Source organism: Stutzerimonas sp. NM35 (assembly GCF_054604355.1).
In genome coordinates, this window is record NZ_CM137728.1 from 972,944 (window position 1) to 989,527 (window position 16,584).

A 16,584-nucleotide genomic window follows, 5' to 3' on the forward strand; every position below is an offset into this window, starting at 1 on the left:
TCAGACCCGCTTGGCCTGGGCCACGGCGTTGCCGATGTAGTTCGCCGGCGTGAGTGCGCGCAATTCTTCCTTGGCCGCTTCGGGCATCTCGAGGCTGGCGATGAAAGATTGCAGCGCTTCAGGGCTGATGCCCTTGCCGCGCGTCAATTCCTTGAGTTTCTCGTAGGGGTTTTCGATGGCGTAGCGACGCATGACGGTCTGCACCGGTTCGGCCAGCACTTCCCAGCAGTTGTCGAGATCTTCGGCGATGCGTGCAGCGTTCAGCTCCAGCTTGCCGATGCCCTTGAGGCTGGCTTCGTAGGCGATGACGCTGTGGGCGAAACCGACGCCCAGGTTGCGCAGGACGGTGGAATCGGTCAGGTCGCGTTGCCAGCGGGAGATCGGCAGCTTGCTGGCTAGGTGCTGCAGGATGGCGTTGGCGATCCCCAGGTTACCTTCGGAGTTCTCGAAGTCGATGGGGTTGACCTTGTGCGGCATGGTCGAGGAGCCGATTTCGCCGGCGACGGTCTTCTGCTTGAAATAGCCGAGGGAGATATAGCCCCAGATGTCGCGGTCGAAATCGATCAGGATGGTGTTGAACCGCGCCACGGCATCGAACAGTTCGGCGATGTAGTCATGCGGCTCGATCTGCGTGGTGTAGGGGTTGAACTGCAGGCCCAGATCTCCCTCGATGAATTCACGGGCGTTGGCTTCCCAGTCCACGTCGGGGTAGGCGGACAAGTGGGCGTTGTAGTTGCCGACGGCGCCATTGATCTTGCCCAGCAGCGGTACGCTTGCAATCTGCGTGATCTGGCGTTCGAGGCGGTAAACCACGTTGGCCAGTTCCTTGCCCAAGGTGGTCGGCGATGCCGGCTGGCCGTGGGTGCGCGACAGCATCGGCACATCGGCGAATTGCACGGCCAGGGCGCGAATGGATTCGGCCAGTTGGCGCATCAGCGGCAGCAGCACGCTGTCGCGGCCTTCGCGCAGCATCAGCGCGTGGGACAGGTTGTTGATGTCTTCGCTGGTGCAGGCGAAGTGGATGAATTCGTTGACCTTGGCCAGCTCAGGCAGCTGTTTGGCCTGCTCCTTGAGCAGGTATTCCACGGCTTTGACGTCGTGGTTGGTGGTGCGCTCGAATTCCTTGACGCGCTCGGCGTGCTCGAGCTGGAAGTTCTCTGCCAACTGGTCGAGCAGCGCATTGGCTTCGTTGGAGAAGGGCGCAACTTCCGGAATACCGCTGTGAGCGGCGAGGCGCTGCAGCCAGCGGACTTCGACCTGAACACGGCAGCGAATCAGGCCGAATTCGCTGAAAATCGGGCGCAGGGCGCTGGTTTTGCCGGCATAGCGGCCATCGACGGGGGAAACCGCGGTGAGCGAGGAAAGCTGCATAGGAGGCATTCTCAGGCAGTCGAGCAACGAAAAGAGGGCGCAGATTATACATGAAAGCGACTCGACCGACCGAAGGCTGTCGGTTCGAGTGCGCCCGGCTACTCGGACCGTAGCATTGGGTAGAGCGTGTCGAGCATCTTGCGGCGGCTGAAAACCAGCTGCCAGCGATGCCCGCCAAGCTGGCGCCAGAGCCGCGCCGAGCGGATACCGGCGAGCAGCAGCGCACGGATTTTCGCGGCGTTGTCGGTCTGCTGGAGATGACGCATGTCGCCCTGCACCTGAATACGCTGCCGAAAGGTGCTGATGGTGTCCTGATACAGGCCGCCGAAGGACGCGACGACATTTTCATGGGTCAGCCCGAAGTGCTCGACCTGCTGCTGGATCTGGTCCAGGCGACTGCCGATCACCTGCAGCAGGTCGCCGCGCTTGTCCAGTTGCCGCTCCAGGCCGATCATCGCCAGCGCATAGCGCAGCGGTTCGCGCTGCAGGCTGTTGGTGTTGCGCTCCAGGGCGCTGGCGAGCGCCCGATAGCCGTCGCGCAAATCGAGGTCGTCGCCGCCGTAGATTTCCACCACCGGCTTGTTCTCGCGCACCAGCAGGCTCTCGAACATGCAGGCCAGCGAGGCGTTGGGCACCTGGCCGGTGCGGGCGATCCGGTCAACCAGGGTTGCGGCCTCGAATACCGCGCCGAGTGCGATCAGCTGTTCCTGCAAAGGGGTCATGGGCGATCTCCGTCGAACCAGGGTTCGGCGCTTTCGATCACGCCGCCGCCCAGGCAGATTTCACCGTCATAGAACACCACCGATTGGCCGGGTGTTACGGCGCGTTGAGGCTCGTCGAATTCGACCCGGTAGCCAGCATCGGTCTTTTCCAGCCTGCAGGCCTGATCGGCCTGGCGGTAGCGCACCTTGGCCGCGATGCGCAGCGGCGCGGACAGTTCGACAGGGTTGACCCAGTAGATGTCCGATACACGCAGGGCGCGTGCGAACAGCCAGGGATGGTCATTGCCCTGGCCGACCAGCAGTACGTTGCGCTCCAGGTCCTTGCTCAAGACGTACCAGGGCTCATCGCCAGCGTCTCTCAGACCACCGATCCCCAGCCCCTGACGCTGCCCGATGGTGTGGTACATAAGGCCGTGGTGCCGCCCGATGACCTCGCCGTCGATGGTCTCGATGTCGCCGGGCTGGGCCGGCAGGTACTGTTTGAGGAAGTCACTGAAGCGACGCTCGCCGATAAAGCAGATGCCGGTGGAATCCTTCTTCTTCGCCGTGGCCAGGCCGTATTTCTCGGCGATGGTGCGTACCTCCGGCTTTTCCAGCTCGCCGACGGGAAACAGGGTCTTGCTCAACTGCTCGCCGCCGACGGCGTGGAGGAAATAGCTCTGGTCCTTGTTCGGGTCCAGGCCCTTGAGCAGTTCGCAGTGCCCGTCGACATCGCGGCGGCGCACGTAGTGGCCGGTGGCGATCAGGTCGGCCCCGAGCGACAGGGCATAATCGAGGAAGGCCTTGAACTTGATTTCCCGGTTGCAGAGGATGTCAGGATTCGGTGTACGGCCCGCCTTGTACTCGGCGAGAAAATGCTCGAAGACGTTATCCCAGTATTCGGCGGCGAAGTTGGCCGTGTGCAGTCTGATCCCGATTCTGTCGCAGACAGCCTGGGCGTCCGCCAGGTCTTCCCGGGCGGTGCAGTACTCGGTGCCGTCGTCTTCTTCCCAGTTCTTCATGAACAGGCCTTCGACCTGATAACCCTGTTCGAGCAGGAGCAGGGCGGAAACCGAAGAGTCGACGCCACCGGACATGCCGACGATGACGCGCAGGGTTTCAGGGGCTTGGAGGGCTGGATCGGACATGGGATCTCGGTAGCAGGCTGCCAAAAACACGAAATTCTACAGGCTGACGAAGACAAAGGCTAAGGGCGTGGATCACGCAGTATGTCCAGGCTGTACAGCGAACCGGCCAGATAGTCATCGATACAGCGCGGCACCAGTTCACTGCGCCAGTGTTCGGGCCGGGCCGCCAGCTCGTCCCGGCTCAGCCAGTGGGCGGCGATGATATCGCTGTCGAGCGGTCGCTGTGGATGATGCAGGACGGGCCGGGCGGCAAAACAGACGCGCTGGTAGGTCACGCCGTTGGCGGGCGCAGTGTAGAGGTAGATGCCGACGACAGCGCTCAGCTCTACCTCCCAGCCGGTTTCCTCCAGTGTTTCGCGTATTGCCGCCTGTTGCAGGCTTTCATTGGGTTCCAGGTGTCCGGCGGGCTGGTTCAGTACCCGCTGTCCCGCCTGGGATTCTTCGACCATGAGAAAGCGACCATTGCGCTCGACGATGGTGGCGACGGTGATGTGGGGGTGCCAGGTCATATGAATATCTTCGGGGCAGTGGTGGTTCATGGTAACAGTGGAGCCTGGCCTGAAAACGCGAAACCCCAGCGCAGGGCTGGGGTTTCGTTTGCCGTAACGCCTTCAGGCGTCAGACGACAGGTTAGACCAATGCGGCGAGTGCGGCATTGAAGGTTGCGCTGGGACGCATGGCTTCACTGGTCAGTTTCGGGTTGGAGCGGTAGTAGCCACCGATATCCACCGGCTTGCCCTGTACGGCGGCGAGTTCGGCGACGATGGTTTGCTCGTTTTCAGCCAGTGTTTTCGCCAGGGGAGCGAAATGTGCCTGCAACTCCGGATCTTCGGTCTGGGCTGCCAGCTCCTGTGCCCAGTAGAGTGCCAAGTAGAAGTGGCTGCCACGGTTGTCCAGTTCGCCGGTACGACGTGAAGGCGACTTGTTGGTGTCGAGCAGTTTTCCGGTGGCGGCATCGAGGGTCTTGCCGAGCAGTTTGGCCTTGGGGTTGTCCGTCTTGATCCCGGTCTCTTCCAGGGAAACGGCCAGGGCCAGGAACTCGCCGAGCGAATCCCAGCGCAGGTGGTTTTCTTCGATCAGCTGCTGGACGTGCTTGGGTGCCGAACCGCCGGCGCCGGTTTCGTACATGCCGCCGCCGGCCATCAGCGGGACGATGGAAAGCATTTTGGCCGAAGTGCCCAGTTCCATGATCGGGAACAGGTCGGTCAGGTAGTCGCGCAGTACGTTGCCGGTCACCGAAATGGTGTCCAGGCCACGGATCATGCGTTCCATGCTGACGCGGATGGCTTCGTTGTAGCCCATGATGCGGATGTCCAGGCCGCTCAGATCATGCTCCTGCAGGTAGGTTTCGACCTTCTTCTGCAGTTCGCGATCATGAGCGCGTTCCGGATCGAGCCAGAAGATCGCCGGGGTGTCGGATTGGCGTGCCCGGGTGACGGCCAGCTTGACCCAGTCGCGGATCGGCGCGTCCTTGGTCTGGCAGGCGCGCCAGATGTCGCCTTTCTCCACTTCGTGCTGCATCAGCACGGTGCCATCGGCGAGGACGACACGCATGGTGCCGTCAGCAGTCATCTCGAAGGTCTTGTCGTGGGAACCGTATTCTTCTGCTTTCTGCGCCATCAGGCCGACGTTGGGCACGCTGCCCATGGTGACCGGGTCGAAAGCGCCGTTGGTCTTGCAGAAGTTGATCATCTCCTGATAGATGCGGGCGTAGGTGCTTTCCGGCATTACTGCCTTGGTGTCCTTGAGCTTGCCGTCCTTGCCCCACATCTGCCCGGAGCTGCGGATCATCGCAGGCATCGAGGCATCGACGATGACGTCGCTGGGAATGTGCAGGTTGGTAATGCCCTTGACCGAATCGACCATGGCCATTTCCGGACGATGGCTGTAGCAGGCGTGAATGTCGTCGAGGATTTCTTCCTGCTGCGAGGCGGGCAGGGACTTGATCTTGTCGTAGACGCTGCTGATGCCGTTGTTCGGATTGACGCCCAGCTCCTCGAAGAGCTTGCCGTACTTGTCGAACACTTCCTTATAGTAAACGCTGACGGCATGACCGAAGACGATCGGGTGGGAGATCTTCATCATGGTGGCCTTGACGTGCAGGGACCACATCACGCCGGTTTCCTTGCACTCCTGCAGGGTCTTCTCGAAGAACTCGCGCAGCTTCTTGCAGCTCATGAACATGCTGTCGAGGACTTCGCCTTCCTGTAGCGCGAGCTGTTTCTTGACTTCGACCTGACCGTCCTTGCCGACGAATTCGAGGCGTACTTCAGCAGCCTTGTCCATGGTGACGGACTGTTCGCTGGAGAAGAAGTCGCCGCCGCGCATGTAGTCGGCGTGGGACTGCGAAGCCATGCTCCACTTGCCCATCGAGTGCGGGTGCTTGCGTGCGTAGGCCTTGACGGCAGCAGGTGCACGGCGATCCGAGTTGCCTTCACGCAGGACGGGGTTCACTGCGCTTCCCAGCACCTTGCTGTAGCGTGCGCGTGCGTCTTTTTCAGCGTCGGTCTGCGGGTCTTCCGGGTAATCCGGAATGTCGTAGCCCAGGGCCTGCAGTTCGGCGATGGCCGTGCGCAGCTGGGGAACCGATGCGCTGATGTTGGGCAGCTTGATGATGTTGGCTTCCGGATTGGTAGCCAGAACCGCCAGTTTGGCGAGGTCATCCTCGATTCGCTTGTCGGCGTCCAATTGGTCGGCAAAGCTTGCAAGAATGCGTCCTGCAAGAGAGATGTCACTGGTTTCGACGGCTATGTCGGCTGAGGCCGCAAAGGTTTCCACGATGGGCAGAAGCGAATAAGTGGCCAGCGCCGGGGCTTCGTCGGTGAAGGTGTAGATGATCTTCGAGCGGGTGGACATTGATGTTGGCTCTCTCTTGCTGTGCGTGCACAGAATCCCGAAGTGCGTGGGTAGACGCTCTGGCTGCGTTTGTTGAGCCAGAAATCGAGGTTCGCCGCGATGATGTTGGGTACACCACTAGAGTGTTGGCTCCATACGGCTGCGGTTGGCAGTCGGATGGTTTCAGGAGAGGAGGACTCGTTAGAGACCGGCTGGCTCCTCATGACTCGTTAGTCACCTAAGTAGTATATCACCGCACGTCACTTTCCCAGAATGCCTAGACCATAAGACGATGGCAGAGATGGTTTCGGTCGATTCAACTGGGGTACTCTCAAGGATGACCACTGTTTTTACCCACCAAAACGGAGTCCAGCATGGGATACCAAAAGATCCAGGTGCCAGCCAGCGGTGACAAAATCACTGTCAATGCCGACAACACTCTGAATGTCCCGAACAACCCGATCATTCCTTATATAGAGGGTGACGGAATTGGTGTCGATATCAGCCCGGTAATGATCAAGGTCGTCGATGCCGCCGTGGAAAAAGCCTACGGCGGCGAGCGCAAGATTGCCTGGATGGAAATCTACGCCGGTGAAAAGGCTACCCAGGTTTACGATCAGGACACCTGGCTGCCGAAGGAGACGCTGGACGTCGTGCGTGACTATGTGGTTTCCATCAAGGGGCCGCTGACCACGCCGGTGGGGGGCGGGATTCGTTCGCTGAACGTCGCACTGCGTCAGGAGCTGGACCTGTACGTCTGCCAGCGCCCGGTTCGCTGGTTTACCGGGGTGCCCAGCCCGGTCAAGAAGCCTGCCGATGTCGACATGGTGATCTTTCGCGAAAACTCGGAGGATATCTATGCCGGCGTCGAGTGGAAGGCCGGCTCGCCCGAATGTGAAAAAGTGATCAAGTTCCTCACCGAGGAAATGGGCGTCACGAAAATCCGCTTTACCGAAAATTGCGGCATCGGCATCAAGCCAGTGTCTCTTGAAGGTACCAAGCGTCTGGTGCGCAAGGCCCTGCAATACGCGGTGGACAATGATCGCAGCTCAGTGACCCTGGTGCACAAGGGCAACATCATGAAGTTCACCGAGGGTGCTTTCAAGGAGTGGGGCTACGAGGTGGCGCGTGACGAGTTCGGTGCCGAGCTGCTGGACGGTGGTCCCTGGATGCAGTTCAACAATCCGAACACCGGCAAGACCATTGTCGTGAAGGATGCCATCGCCGATGCCATGCTGCAGCAGATCCTGCTGCGTCCTGCCGAATATGACGTCATCGCCACCCTGAACCTCAATGGCGACTACCTTTCCGATGCGCTGGCGGCCGAGGTTGGTGGTATCGGTATCGCGCCGGGTGCCAACCTGTCCGATACGGTGGCCATGTTCGAGGCGACCCACGGCACTGCGCCGAAATACGCCGGTCAGGACAAGGTCAATCCCGGCTCGCTGATTCTCTCTGCCGAGATGATGTTGCGCCACATGGGCTGGGTCGAAGCAGCCGATCTGCTGATCAAATCAACCGAAGACGCCATCGCCGCCAAGACGGTGACCTACGACTTCGAGCGCCAGATGGAGGGCGCGAAGCTGGTGTCCTGCTCCGGCTTCGGCGATGCCATGATCTCCCACATGTAAAAAGCGGGTAAGAACAGAAAAGGCCGATCACCGATCGGCCTTTTCTGTTGCTGGATCAGGCTTCTACAGCCGAATGTTGGGAGATGGGCGCGACTGCATCCTCGGTTGCCTGCAACGACCTGATATTGGTTGCATGCAGGCCCTTGGGTCCCTGCAGAATTTCAAACCTGACCGCCTGCCCAGCCTTGAGAGTTCTATACCCTTCCATCTGAATGGCAGAGTAGTGGGCGAACAGGTCCTCATCGTCACCGTCTGCTACGATGAAACCATAGCCCTTGGCGTTGTTGAACCACTTGACCTTACCGCTTAGCATGCTCTTATCCCTCTGCAAAGGAGTCCATCACTGGAGTAACATCCATTTCATTCCGCGCGGGTGCAGCACTGCATGACACCGTGCGCGCAACCTGTTGCCTTTGTGGCACATACTGTTTGTATCATCGTTTTGCCGATAGTCAAGGCGACTCGTCAGGTGGCTGTGAAGCCCTTCAATTTACCCGGCCTTGGTGCCCCGACGTAGACCGTTTATTCGCATGCGTGCATCACCAGTGATTCGACTAATATTCAATCAGGATCGACCAGAGAGCGAGGGCGACGATGCCTCCGGGGTGGCGATCGAAGAAGCCAGACCGCAACTGAAGGCACCACCCATGTTCAAAGTTGTCATGTTCAATGACGACTACACGCCAATGGACTTTGTCGTGGAGGTACTGGAGGGGATTTTCAATCACAACCGGGAGGTCTCCACCAGGATCATGCTGACGGTTCATACCGAAGGACGAGCCGTTTGTGGTGTTTACACTCGGGATGTTGCTGAAACCAAAGCGATGCAGGTCAATCAATATGCAAGGGAGTGCCAGCACCCGTTGCTTTGTGAGATCGAGAAGGACGGTTAACCCCGACTGCTGGGTAAGAGGTGAAAGCTATGTTGAACCGTGAGCTCGAAGTCACTCTGAATCTGGCCTTCAAGGAGGCTCGTACCAAGCGTCATGAATTCATGACGGTGGAGCATCTCCTGTTAGCCCTGCTGGACAACGAGGCCGCCGCAACCGTTTTGCGCGCCTGCGGAGCCAGCCTCGACAAGCTGCGGCATGATCTGCAGGAATTCATTGATTCCACCACTCCGCTGATTCCTCAGCATGACGAAGAGCGTGAAACTCAGCCAACCCTGGGCTTCCAGCGAGTGCTGCAGCGTGCGGTTTTTCATGTGCAGAGTTCCGGCAAGCGCGAAGTCACGGGCGCCAATGTGCTGGTGGCGATATTCAGCGAGCAGGAAAGCCAGGCTGTTTATCTGCTCAAGCAACAGAACGTCGCGCGCATAGATGTCGTCAACTACATCGCTCATGGTATTTCCAAGGTGCAGGGCGGCGGCAATGCCGAAAGCGACTCGGATATGCAGGATGAAGACGGTGGGGAGGCTTCTGCTTCCGGCAATCCGCTGGACGCCTATGCCAGCAATCTCAACGAGCTGGCGCGCCAGGGGCGAATCGATCCGCTGGTCGGGCGCGAACACGAAGTCGAGCGCGTCGCGCAGATCCTGGCGCGCCGCCGCAAGAACAATCCATTGCTGGTGGGTGAGGCCGGGGTAGGCAAGACGGCGATCGCCGAAGGCCTGGCCAAGCGCATCGTCGATAACCAGGTGCCGGAGCTGCTGGCCGACAGCGTCGTCTATTCGCTGGACCTGGGTGCCTTGCTTGCGGGCACCAAGTACCGGGGCGACTTCGAGAAGCGTTTCAAGGCGCTGTTGAACGAACTGCGCAAGCGGCCCCAAGCGGTTCTGTTCATTGACGAAATCCATACCATCATCGGGGCGGGTGCTGCGTCGGGTGGCGTGATGGACGCTTCCAACCTGCTCAAGCCGCTGCTCTCCTCGGGTGAGATCCGCTGCATCGGCTCGACGACCTTTCAGGAGTTTCGCGGCATCTTCGAGAAGGACAGGGCACTGGCGCGGCGCTTTCAGAAAGTCGATGTCAGCGAGCCGTCCGTCGAGGACACCATCGGCATTCTGCGCGGCCTGAAAGGGCGTTTCGAGCAGCACCACAGCATCGAGTACAGCGACGAATCGTTGCGCGCGGCCGCCGAGCTGGCGTCGCGCTATATCAACGACCGCCATATGCCCGACAAGGCGATTGACGTGATCGACGAGGCGGGCGCCTTCCAGCGCCTGCAGCCGGAAGAAAAGCGCGCCAAGCGCATCGATGTGGAACAGGTCGAGGACATCGTCGCCAAGATCGCGCGGATTCCGCCCAAGCACGTCAGCACCTCCGACAAGGAGCTGCTGCGCAACCTGGAGCGCGACCTGAAACTGACGGTCTTTGGCCAGGATGATGCGATCGACTCGCTGTCCACCGCGATCAAGCTTTCCCGTGCCGGGCTGAAAGCGCCGGACAAGCCGGTAGGCTCGTTCCTCTTTGCCGGCCCCACCGGCGTCGGCAAGACCGAAGCCGCCAGACAGCTGGCCCGTGCGCTGGGTATCGAGCTGGTGCGCTTCGACATGTCCGAGTACATGGAGCGGCACACGGTATCACGCCTGATCGGCGCGCCTCCCGGCTATGTGGGGTTCGATCAGGGTGGCCTGCTGACCGAGGCGATTACCAAGCAGCCGCATTGCGTACTGCTGCTCGACGAGATCGAGAAGGCTCATCCTGAAGTCTTCAACCTGCTGCTGCAGGTCATGGACCACGGGACGCTGACGGATAACAACGGGCGCAAGGCGGACTTCCGCAACGTCATCCTCATCATGACCACCAATGCCGGGGCGGAAACGGCGGCCAGGGCTTCGATCGGCTTCACGCATCAGGACCATGCGTCCGATGCGATGGAAGTGATCAAGAAGAGCTTCACGCCCGAATTCCGCAACCGCCTGGATACCATCATCCAGTTCGGTCGCCTGAGCCATGAGGTGATCAAGAGCATCGTGGACAAGTTCCTCATCGAGTTGCAGGCGCAGCTCGAGGACAAGCACGTCACGCTGGAGGTCTCGGATGCGGCGCGCGGCTGGCTGGCCGAGGGTGGTTACGACGTGCAGATGGGTGCAAGGCCAATGGCGCGGCTGATCCAGGACAAGATCAAGCGACCGTTGGCAGAAGAGATTCTCTTTGGCGAACTGGCCGAACATGGTGGCGTGGTTCACGTCGATGTGCGTGATGGGGAGCTGGTCTTCGAATTCGAAACCAGCGTCGAACTCGCCTGAGGAGCGGGCGAGGTATCTACCACGGGTGAAATCAGAACGCCTGGCAGTTGCCGGGCGTTTTGCTATCCGCTATTCGCGTGCAATGACAGGACAGGCGCTGGGGGCATGGAAGTACAAACAAAAAAGCCCGGCTCTGGCCGGGCATTCTTTCTCGCGTCTCGTATCAACGAGCGCGGTAGGTGATGCGACCTTTGCTCAAATCGTACGGTGTCAGTTCTACACGAACCTTGTCACCGGTCAGAATCCGGATGTAGTTCTTGCGCATCTTTCCAGAGATGTGCGCAGTAACGACGTGCCCATTTTCCAACTCCACGCGAAACATGGTGTTGGGCAGGGTGTCGACGACAGTACCTTCCATTTCGAAGCTGTCTTCTTTCGACATTCAGTAAAGCCCTCGATAACCAATGATTGACCCTGCGCAAAAATGCGCGGGTAAAAGCGGCAAGCATTGTGCCTGAAAGGGCTCCGGGAGCCAAGGGGTTGGGGCTGTTCCCGTTTCCACGCATCCGCGTACAAAATAGGAAAAGACCCTAGTTGAGGCTGATCCAGCGCTGGTTGACCAGCAGCTCGATAGGCCGGTACTCGGTCTTGTAGTTCATCTTGCGGCAATTCTTGATCCAGTAACCCAGATACAACCCCTTGAGCCCCAGCCGGGCTACCTCGCCGGCCTGCCACAGGATGGCGAAACGGCCTAGGCTGCGGCGCTCCTCAGTGGGGTCATAGAAGGTGTATACCGCCGACAGGCCGTTAGGCAGCACGTCGGTCACGGCCAGGGCGAGCAGGCGGCCATCGAGGCGGAATTCGTAGAAGCGGGAGAACGGCAGGTCGCGCACCAGAAAGGTATGGAACTGTTCACGGCTCGGCGGATACATGTCGCCATCGGCGTGACGCTGTTCGATATAGTTTGCATACAGCCCGTAATATTCCTCGGTGAAAGCGGGGCGTACATCCTTGACGGTCAGGTCTGCGTTTCGTTTGAGAATGCGTTTCTGCTGCCGGTTGAGTTGCAGGCCTTCGGCTGGAATGCGTGCCGGAATACAGGCGTTGCAGCGTTGGCAATGGGGGCGATAAAGATGATCGCCACTGCGACGGAAGCCCATCTCCGACAGCTCGGCATAGATCTGTACGTCCATTGGCTGGCTGGGATCGAGAAACAGCGTGGTCGCCTGCTCTTCGGGCAGATAACTGCACGCGTGCGGCTGGGTGGCGTAGAACTTGAGACGAGCCAGTGAAGTCATGGTCAACTCTCGCAAATCATGAAGTCAGTGTAGGTCAGCCTGGCTTGGTCGACTAGGACTCCCATCGGGTTGTGTCGGGTTCACCGAGATATCTGGCAAGCGCTTCGGCAAAGGTTTTTCGGGGTATTGTCCGGGCGCCGAGACTGGCCAGATGCTGCGTCGGCATCTGGCAATCAATCAATTTGAAGTCCCGCTCTCGCAGATGTTCCACCCATGTGACGAAGCCCGCCTTGGAGGCATCGGTGACGCGGCTGAACATGGATTCGCCGAAAAACAACTGCCCCATGGCCAGACCGTAAAGGCCGCCGACCAGATGTCCGTCCTGCCAGACTTCAACGGAGTGGGCGATGCCCATTCGATGCAGTTGCAGGTAGGCGTCCTGCATGGCGGGCGTGATCCAGGTGCCGTTGGCGTAGCTGCGCGGTGCGGCGCAGCCCTCGATGACTGCCTTGAATGCCTGGTCGAAGGTTATCTGGAATATCCCCTGACGCAGGGTTTTACGCAGGCTGCGTGAGATATGCAGCTCTTCGGGATAGAGCACCGTGCGCGGGTCCGGCGACCACCAGAGCAGCGGCTGCCCCTCCTGATACCAGGGGAAGCAGCCGTGGCGGTAGGCGGCCAGAAGGCGTTCGGGCGACAGGTCGCCACCAGCGGCGAGCAGGCCGTTCGGCTCGCGCATGGCCTTGTCCAGAGAGGGAAACGAGAGATTGTCGCGCTGCAGCCAGGTCAGCATATCGATAGGCCGGAAAGGCGGCGGTTGCAGGCAACCGCCGAAAGGGACATATCAGACTTTGAAAAACGTAGTCGAGACAGGCAAGACAAGGGAGGTAGTTTTCAACGGCCTGTTACTGGTCGAGGTACTTCTCGGCATCCAGCGCGGCCATGCAGCCGGCGCCTGCCGAGGTGATGGCCTGGCGATAGACGTGATCGGCCACATCGCCAGCGGCGAACACGCCGGGGATGCTGGTGCAGGTGGCATCGCCCTCGCTACCGCCCTTGACCTTCAGGTAGCCGTCCTTCATCTCCAGCTGGCCCTGGAACAGATCGGTGTTGGGTTTATGACCGATGGCGATGAAAACGCCGGCCAGGTCGAGCTTCTGCTCTTCGCCGGACAGGGTGCTTTTCAGACGCACCCCGGTCACGCCGCTGGCGTCGCCAAGGACTTCTTCCAGCGTATGGTTCCAGTGCAAGTGGATATTGCCGTTGGTCGCTTTATCCATGATCTTGTCCTGCAGGATCTTCTCCGAGCGCAGCTTGTCGCGGCGGTGAACCAGATGGACTTCCCTGGCGATATTGGAGAGGTACAGCGCTTCTTCGACTGCGGTGTTGCCGCCGCCGATCACGGCGACCACCTGATTGCGATAGAAGAAGCCGTCGCAGGTGGCACAGGCCGAGACGCCGCGTCCGGCGAATGCATCTTCGGAAGGCAGGCCAAGGTATTGCGCCGAAGCGCCAGTGGCAATGATCAGTGCATCGCAACTGTAGGTGGCACTATCGCCCTTGAGGATGAAAGGACGTTGCTGCAGTTCGGCGGTATGGATATGGTCGAACACCACCTCGGTGTCGAAGCGCTCGGCGTGCCGCTGCATGCGCTCCATCAGTGCCGGGCCTGTGAGACCCTCGACGTCGCCGGGCCAGTTGTCCACTTCGGTGGTGGTGGTCAGCTGGCCGCCGGGCTGGATGCCGGTGATCATCAGCGGTTTCAGATTGGCGCGAGCGGCATATACCGCAGCGGTATAACCGGCCGGGCCCGAGCCGAGGATGATCAGACGTGAATGCTTGACTTCACTCATAAAGAGCCCTCATAAGCCTTTGATATCAATAGGATAAACGTGGTTTGACAGACCATTGAAACTGGCAATGCCGCGCTGAAAGTGGCCTGCTGGTCGAGTCACGCTGCGAAAACTGGCGTTTATGCTACACCGAAGCATCGGGAAAAACCCAAGCCGGTATGGAACCGGCATGCCATTGAGTCGACAAAGCCGTACAATACCGAGGTTCTGGCTGATTACGGACCACAGAGCGCGCCGTTGGCGCAGGAAATAAAGCGTTTTGAAGAATACCTCCTCTACCGCGCCGGCTCCCGACTGGCGGCAGCAGTTGCATTATCGTCTCAAAGAGGGTGCCCTGATCGCGGCGGTTGCCGCGTGCCTGTTCCTGCTGATGACGCTGGTCAGCTACAGCAGCAACGACCCGGCATGGGACAACAGTGTCCAGGTCCATTCCTTTGATAATGCCGGTGGCATGATCGGGGCCTGGCTGTCCAGCATTCTGCTGGGAAGCCTGGGCTATTTCGCCTATCTCTTTCCGCTGTTGCTCGGCATTCGTGCCTGGCGAATCTTCCGCAACAGAAATCAGCAATGGCAATGGAATGGCTGGCTGTTCGTCTGGCATCTGACGGGGCTGGTGTGCCTGATCGCTGCCGGGACAGTGCTGGCGGATATTCACTTTGTAGCGCAGGAGGGCATGCAGCGATCCGGCGGAGGCATGCTCGGCGCCGCCCTCGGTCAGTGGACTGAGAGCGCTCTTGGCGTTCAGGGCAGTACGCTCCTGTGTATCGCTCTTTTCCTCTTCGGCCTGACCGTGTTCACCGACCTGTCCTGGTTCAAGGTGATGGACCTGACCGGCAAGATCACTCTGGACCTGATCGAACTGATCCAGAGTTTCTTCAGCCGCTGGTGGGCGGGCCGTATCGAACGCAGGCAGATGGTCGCTCAGCTGCGAGAAGCCGATGAGGTGGTCAACGAAGTGGCGGGTTCGCTGCCTGATCGCCGTGAGCGGGCGAAGGTAAAGGAGCGCCTGCTGGAACGTGAAGGCTCGCTGAGCAAGCACATGAGCGAGCGCGAAAAGCGCGTGGCACCCGTGATCACGCCGCCTGCGCCGCCCAAGGCGGCGGAACAGAGCAAGCGCGTGCTGAAGGAAAAACAAACCAATCTGTTCGTCGATCCTCTGATTGAAGGCAGCCTGCCGCCGATTTCCCTGTTGGATGCCGCCGAGAAACAACAGAAGCAGTATTCGCCCGAATCGCTGGAGGCCATGTCACGGCTGCTGGAGATCAAGCTCAAGGAATTCGGTGTCGAGGTGATCGTCGAATCCGTGCATCCCGGCCCGGTGATCACCCGTTTCGAAATCCAGCCGGCAGCTGGCGTCAAGGTCAGTCGTATCTCCAACCTGGCCAAGGACCTGGCGCGTTCGCTGGCGGTGATCAGTGTGCGCGTGGTCGAGGTGATTCCCGGCAAGACCACGGTCGGTATCGAGATTCCCAACGAGGACCGCCAGATCGTGCGCTTCTCCGAGGTGCTGTCGTCGGCGCCCTATGACGATGCCAAGTCGCCGGTGACTATCGCCCTGGGCCACGATATCGGCGGCAAGCCGGTGATCGCCGACCTGGCCAAGATGCCGCACCTGCTGGTGGCGGGCACCACCGGCTCGGGCAAGTCGGTGGGCGTCAACGCGATGATCCTGTCGATCCTGTTCAAGTCGCCACCGGAAGACGCGCGACTGATCATGATCGATCCGAAGATGCTCGAACTGTCCATCTACGAAGGCATCCCGCACCTGCTGTGTCCGGTCGTGACCGACATGAAGGAGGCGGCCAACGCGCTGCGCTGGAGCGTCGCCGAGATGGAGCGACGCTACAAACTGATGGCGGCCATGGGCGTGCGGAACCTGGCGGGCTTCAACCGCAAGGTGAAGGACGCCGAGGAGGCTGGTACGCCGCTGACCGACCCGCTGTACCGCCGCGAAAGCATGGAAGACGAAGCACCGCTATTGAAGAAACTGCCGACCATCGTCGTGGTAGTGGACGAATTCGCGGACATGATGATGATCGTCGGCAAGAAGGTCGAAGAGCTGATCGCACGTATCGCGCAGAAGGCTCGTGCTGCGGGGATTCACCTGATCCTGGCCACTCAGCGGCCTTCGGTGGACGTGATCACCGGTCTGATCAAGGCCAACATCCCGACCCGCATGGCGTTCCAGGTGTCGAGCAAGATCGACTCGCGTACCATTCTCGACCAGGGCGGCGCCGAGCAGTTGCTGGGGCACGGCGACATGCTCTATCTGCCGCCGGGCACCGGGCTGCCGATTCGTGTGCATGGCGCCTTCGTTTCCGATGACGAAGTGCACCGCGTGGTCGAAGCCTGGAAGGCACGAGGCGCGCCCGATTACATCGAGGAAATCCTGGTTGGCGTCGAGGAGTCCGGCAGCGGCTTCGACGGCGGGGGTGGTGAGGGCGGCGGTGAAGGCAGTGAGGAAGATCCGCTGTACGACGAGGCCGTACGCTTCGTCACCGAAACCCGACGCGCATCGATTTCCTCCGTGCAACGCAAACTAAAAATCGGCTACAACCGTGCGGCCCGGATGATCGAAGCCATGGAAATGGCCGGTGTCGTCACTTCAATGAATACCAATGGCTCGCGCGAAGTGCTTGCGCCGCCGCCCATGCGCGACTGAGTCGCACCGAGGGAT

14 protein-coding genes are annotated in these 16,584 nt (G+C 60.1%); 4 read left to right on the top strand and 10 right to left on the bottom strand.

Annotated elements, in window-relative coordinates:
• The 5 genes from purB to ACYCFC_RS04710 all read right to left on the bottom strand — a co-directional run bounded on the left by purB (position 1) and on the right by ACYCFC_RS04710 (position 6,076).
• The gene (gene purB / locus ACYCFC_RS04690; RefSeq protein ID WP_459653253.1) at positions 1 to 1,371 is read right to left on the bottom strand and encodes an adenylosuccinate lyase; all 1,371 of its coding nucleotides are present in this window, start codon (positions 1,369 to 1,371) and stop codon (positions 1 to 3) included.
• A gap of 98 nt (positions 1,372 to 1,469) precedes the next feature.
• A complete protein-coding gene (gene hflD / locus ACYCFC_RS04695; RefSeq protein WP_459653254.1) occupies positions 1,470 to 2,093 on the bottom strand; it encodes a high frequency lysogenization protein HflD in 624 nt (207 codons plus the stop codon).
• Positions 2,090 to 3,220, bottom strand: a complete 1,131-nt coding sequence (gene mnmA / locus ACYCFC_RS04700; protein ID WP_459653255.1) for a tRNA 2-thiouridine(34) synthase MnmA — start codon at positions 3,218 to 3,220, stop codon at positions 2,090 to 2,092. Before mnmA ends, hflD begins: the two co-directional genes overlap by 4 nt.
• Positions 3,221 to 3,279: 59 nt before the next feature.
• Positions 3,280 to 3,729, bottom strand: coding sequence for an NUDIX hydrolase (locus tag ACYCFC_RS04705; protein ID WP_459653256.1), 450 nt, complete (start codon positions 3,727 to 3,729; stop codon positions 3,280 to 3,282).
• Between the two features lie 121 nt (positions 3,730 to 3,850).
• A complete protein-coding gene (locus ACYCFC_RS04710; protein WP_459653257.1) occupies positions 3,851 to 6,076 on the bottom strand; it encodes an NADP-dependent isocitrate dehydrogenase in 2,226 nt (741 codons plus the stop codon).
• 353 nt (positions 6,077 to 6,429) lie between these two features.
• Between ACYCFC_RS04710 and icd the strand changes: the two genes are divergently transcribed.
• The gene (icd, locus tag ACYCFC_RS04715) at positions 6,430 to 7,686 is read left to right on the top strand and encodes an NADP-dependent isocitrate dehydrogenase (protein ID WP_181086823.1); all 1,257 of its coding nucleotides are present in this window, start codon (positions 6,430 to 6,432) and stop codon (positions 7,684 to 7,686) included.
• A 55-nt stretch (positions 7,687 to 7,741) separates the two neighbouring features.
• On the opposite strand, the gene cspD is transcribed toward icd, so the two are convergent.
• Positions 7,742 to 7,999 (bottom strand): cold shock domain-containing protein CspD, encoded by a 258-nt coding sequence (cspD, locus tag ACYCFC_RS04720; RefSeq protein WP_181086824.1) that lies wholly within the window; start codon positions 7,997 to 7,999, stop codon positions 7,742 to 7,744.
• 217 nt (positions 8,000 to 8,216) lie between these two features.
• Between cspD and clpS the strand changes: the two genes are divergently transcribed.
• The gene (gene clpS / locus ACYCFC_RS04725) at positions 8,217 to 8,579 is read left to right on the top strand and encodes an ATP-dependent Clp protease adapter ClpS (RefSeq protein WP_181086825.1); all 363 of its coding nucleotides are present in this window, start codon (positions 8,217 to 8,219) and stop codon (positions 8,577 to 8,579) included.
• Positions 8,580 to 8,608: 29 nt separating this feature from the next.
• Positions 8,609 to 10,876 (top strand): ATP-dependent Clp protease ATP-binding subunit ClpA, encoded by a 2,268-nt coding sequence (gene clpA, locus ACYCFC_RS04730; protein ID WP_459653258.1) that lies wholly within the window; start codon positions 8,609 to 8,611, stop codon positions 10,874 to 10,876.
• Between the two features lie 163 nt (positions 10,877 to 11,039).
• On the opposite strand, the gene infA is transcribed toward clpA, so the two are convergent.
• From infA to trxB, 4 genes are all read right to left on the bottom strand, one after another.
• On the bottom strand, positions 11,040 to 11,258 hold the full coding sequence (infA, locus tag ACYCFC_RS04735) for a translation initiation factor IF-1 (protein WP_002553999.1): 219 nt from the start codon (positions 11,256 to 11,258) through the stop codon (positions 11,040 to 11,042).
• Positions 11,259 to 11,406: 148 nt separating this feature from the next.
• A complete protein-coding gene (locus tag ACYCFC_RS04740) occupies positions 11,407 to 12,114 on the bottom strand; it encodes an arginyltransferase (protein WP_459653259.1) in 708 nt (235 codons plus the stop codon).
• A gap of 52 nt (positions 12,115 to 12,166) precedes the next feature.
• Complete coding sequence (gene aat, locus ACYCFC_RS04745) at positions 12,167 to 12,847, bottom strand: leucyl/phenylalanyl-tRNA--protein transferase (protein WP_459653260.1); 681 nt, start codon at positions 12,845 to 12,847, stop codon at positions 12,167 to 12,169.
• Between the two features lie 112 nt (positions 12,848 to 12,959).
• A complete protein-coding gene (gene trxB, locus ACYCFC_RS04750; protein WP_459653261.1) occupies positions 12,960 to 13,907 on the bottom strand; it encodes a thioredoxin-disulfide reductase in 948 nt (315 codons plus the stop codon).
• A 259-nt stretch (positions 13,908 to 14,166) separates the two neighbouring features.
• Here trxB and ACYCFC_RS04755 point away from each other — a divergent pair, with 259 nt between their 5' ends.
• Positions 14,167 to 16,569 (top strand): DNA translocase FtsK, encoded by a 2,403-nt coding sequence (locus tag ACYCFC_RS04755; protein WP_181086830.1) that lies wholly within the window; start codon positions 14,167 to 14,169, stop codon positions 16,567 to 16,569.
• The last annotated feature ends 15 nt before the right edge of the window (positions 16,570 to 16,584 follow it).

Excerpts from the sequence above, each read along its gene's own strand:
- mnmA (WP_459653255.1), bottom strand. The coding sequence starts at position 3,220 with ATGTCCGATCCAGCCCTCCAAGCCCCTGAAACCCTGCGCGTCATCGTC.
- icd (WP_181086823.1), top strand. The coding sequence starts at position 6,430 with ATGGGATACCAAAAGATCCAGGTGCCAGCCAGCGGTGACAAAATCACT.
- aat (WP_459653260.1), bottom strand. The coding sequence starts at position 12,847 with ATGCTGACCTGGCTGCAGCGCGACAATCTCTCGTTTCCCTCTCTGGAC.
- trxB (WP_459653261.1), bottom strand. The coding sequence starts at position 13,907 with ATGAGTGAAGTCAAGCATTCACGTCTGATCATCCTCGGCTCGGGCCCG.
- hflD (WP_459653254.1), bottom strand. The coding sequence starts at position 2,093 with ATGACCCCTTTGCAGGAACAGCTGATCGCACTCGGCGCGGTATTCGAG.
- ACYCFC_RS04710 (WP_459653257.1), bottom strand. The coding sequence starts at position 6,076 with ATGTCCACCCGCTCGAAGATCATCTACACCTTCACCGACGAAGCCCCG.
- infA (WP_002553999.1), bottom strand. The coding sequence starts at position 11,258 with ATGTCGAAAGAAGACAGCTTCGAAATGGAAGGTACTGTCGTCGACACC.
- ACYCFC_RS04740 (WP_459653259.1), bottom strand. The coding sequence starts at position 12,114 with ATGACTTCACTGGCTCGTCTCAAGTTCTACGCCACCCAGCCGCACGCG.
- cspD (WP_181086824.1), bottom strand. The coding sequence starts at position 7,999 with ATGCTAAGCGGTAAGGTCAAGTGGTTCAACAACGCCAAGGGCTATGGT.
- clpA (WP_459653258.1), top strand. The coding sequence starts at position 8,609 with ATGTTGAACCGTGAGCTCGAAGTCACTCTGAATCTGGCCTTCAAGGAG.
- clpS (WP_181086825.1), top strand. The coding sequence starts at position 8,217 with ATGCGTGCATCACCAGTGATTCGACTAATATTCAATCAGGATCGACCA.
- ACYCFC_RS04705 (WP_459653256.1), bottom strand. The coding sequence starts at position 3,729 with ATGACCTGGCACCCCCACATCACCGTCGCCACCATCGTCGAGCGCAAT.
- purB (WP_459653253.1), bottom strand. The coding sequence starts at position 1,371 with ATGCAGCTTTCCTCGCTCACCGCGGTTTCCCCCGTCGATGGCCGCTAT.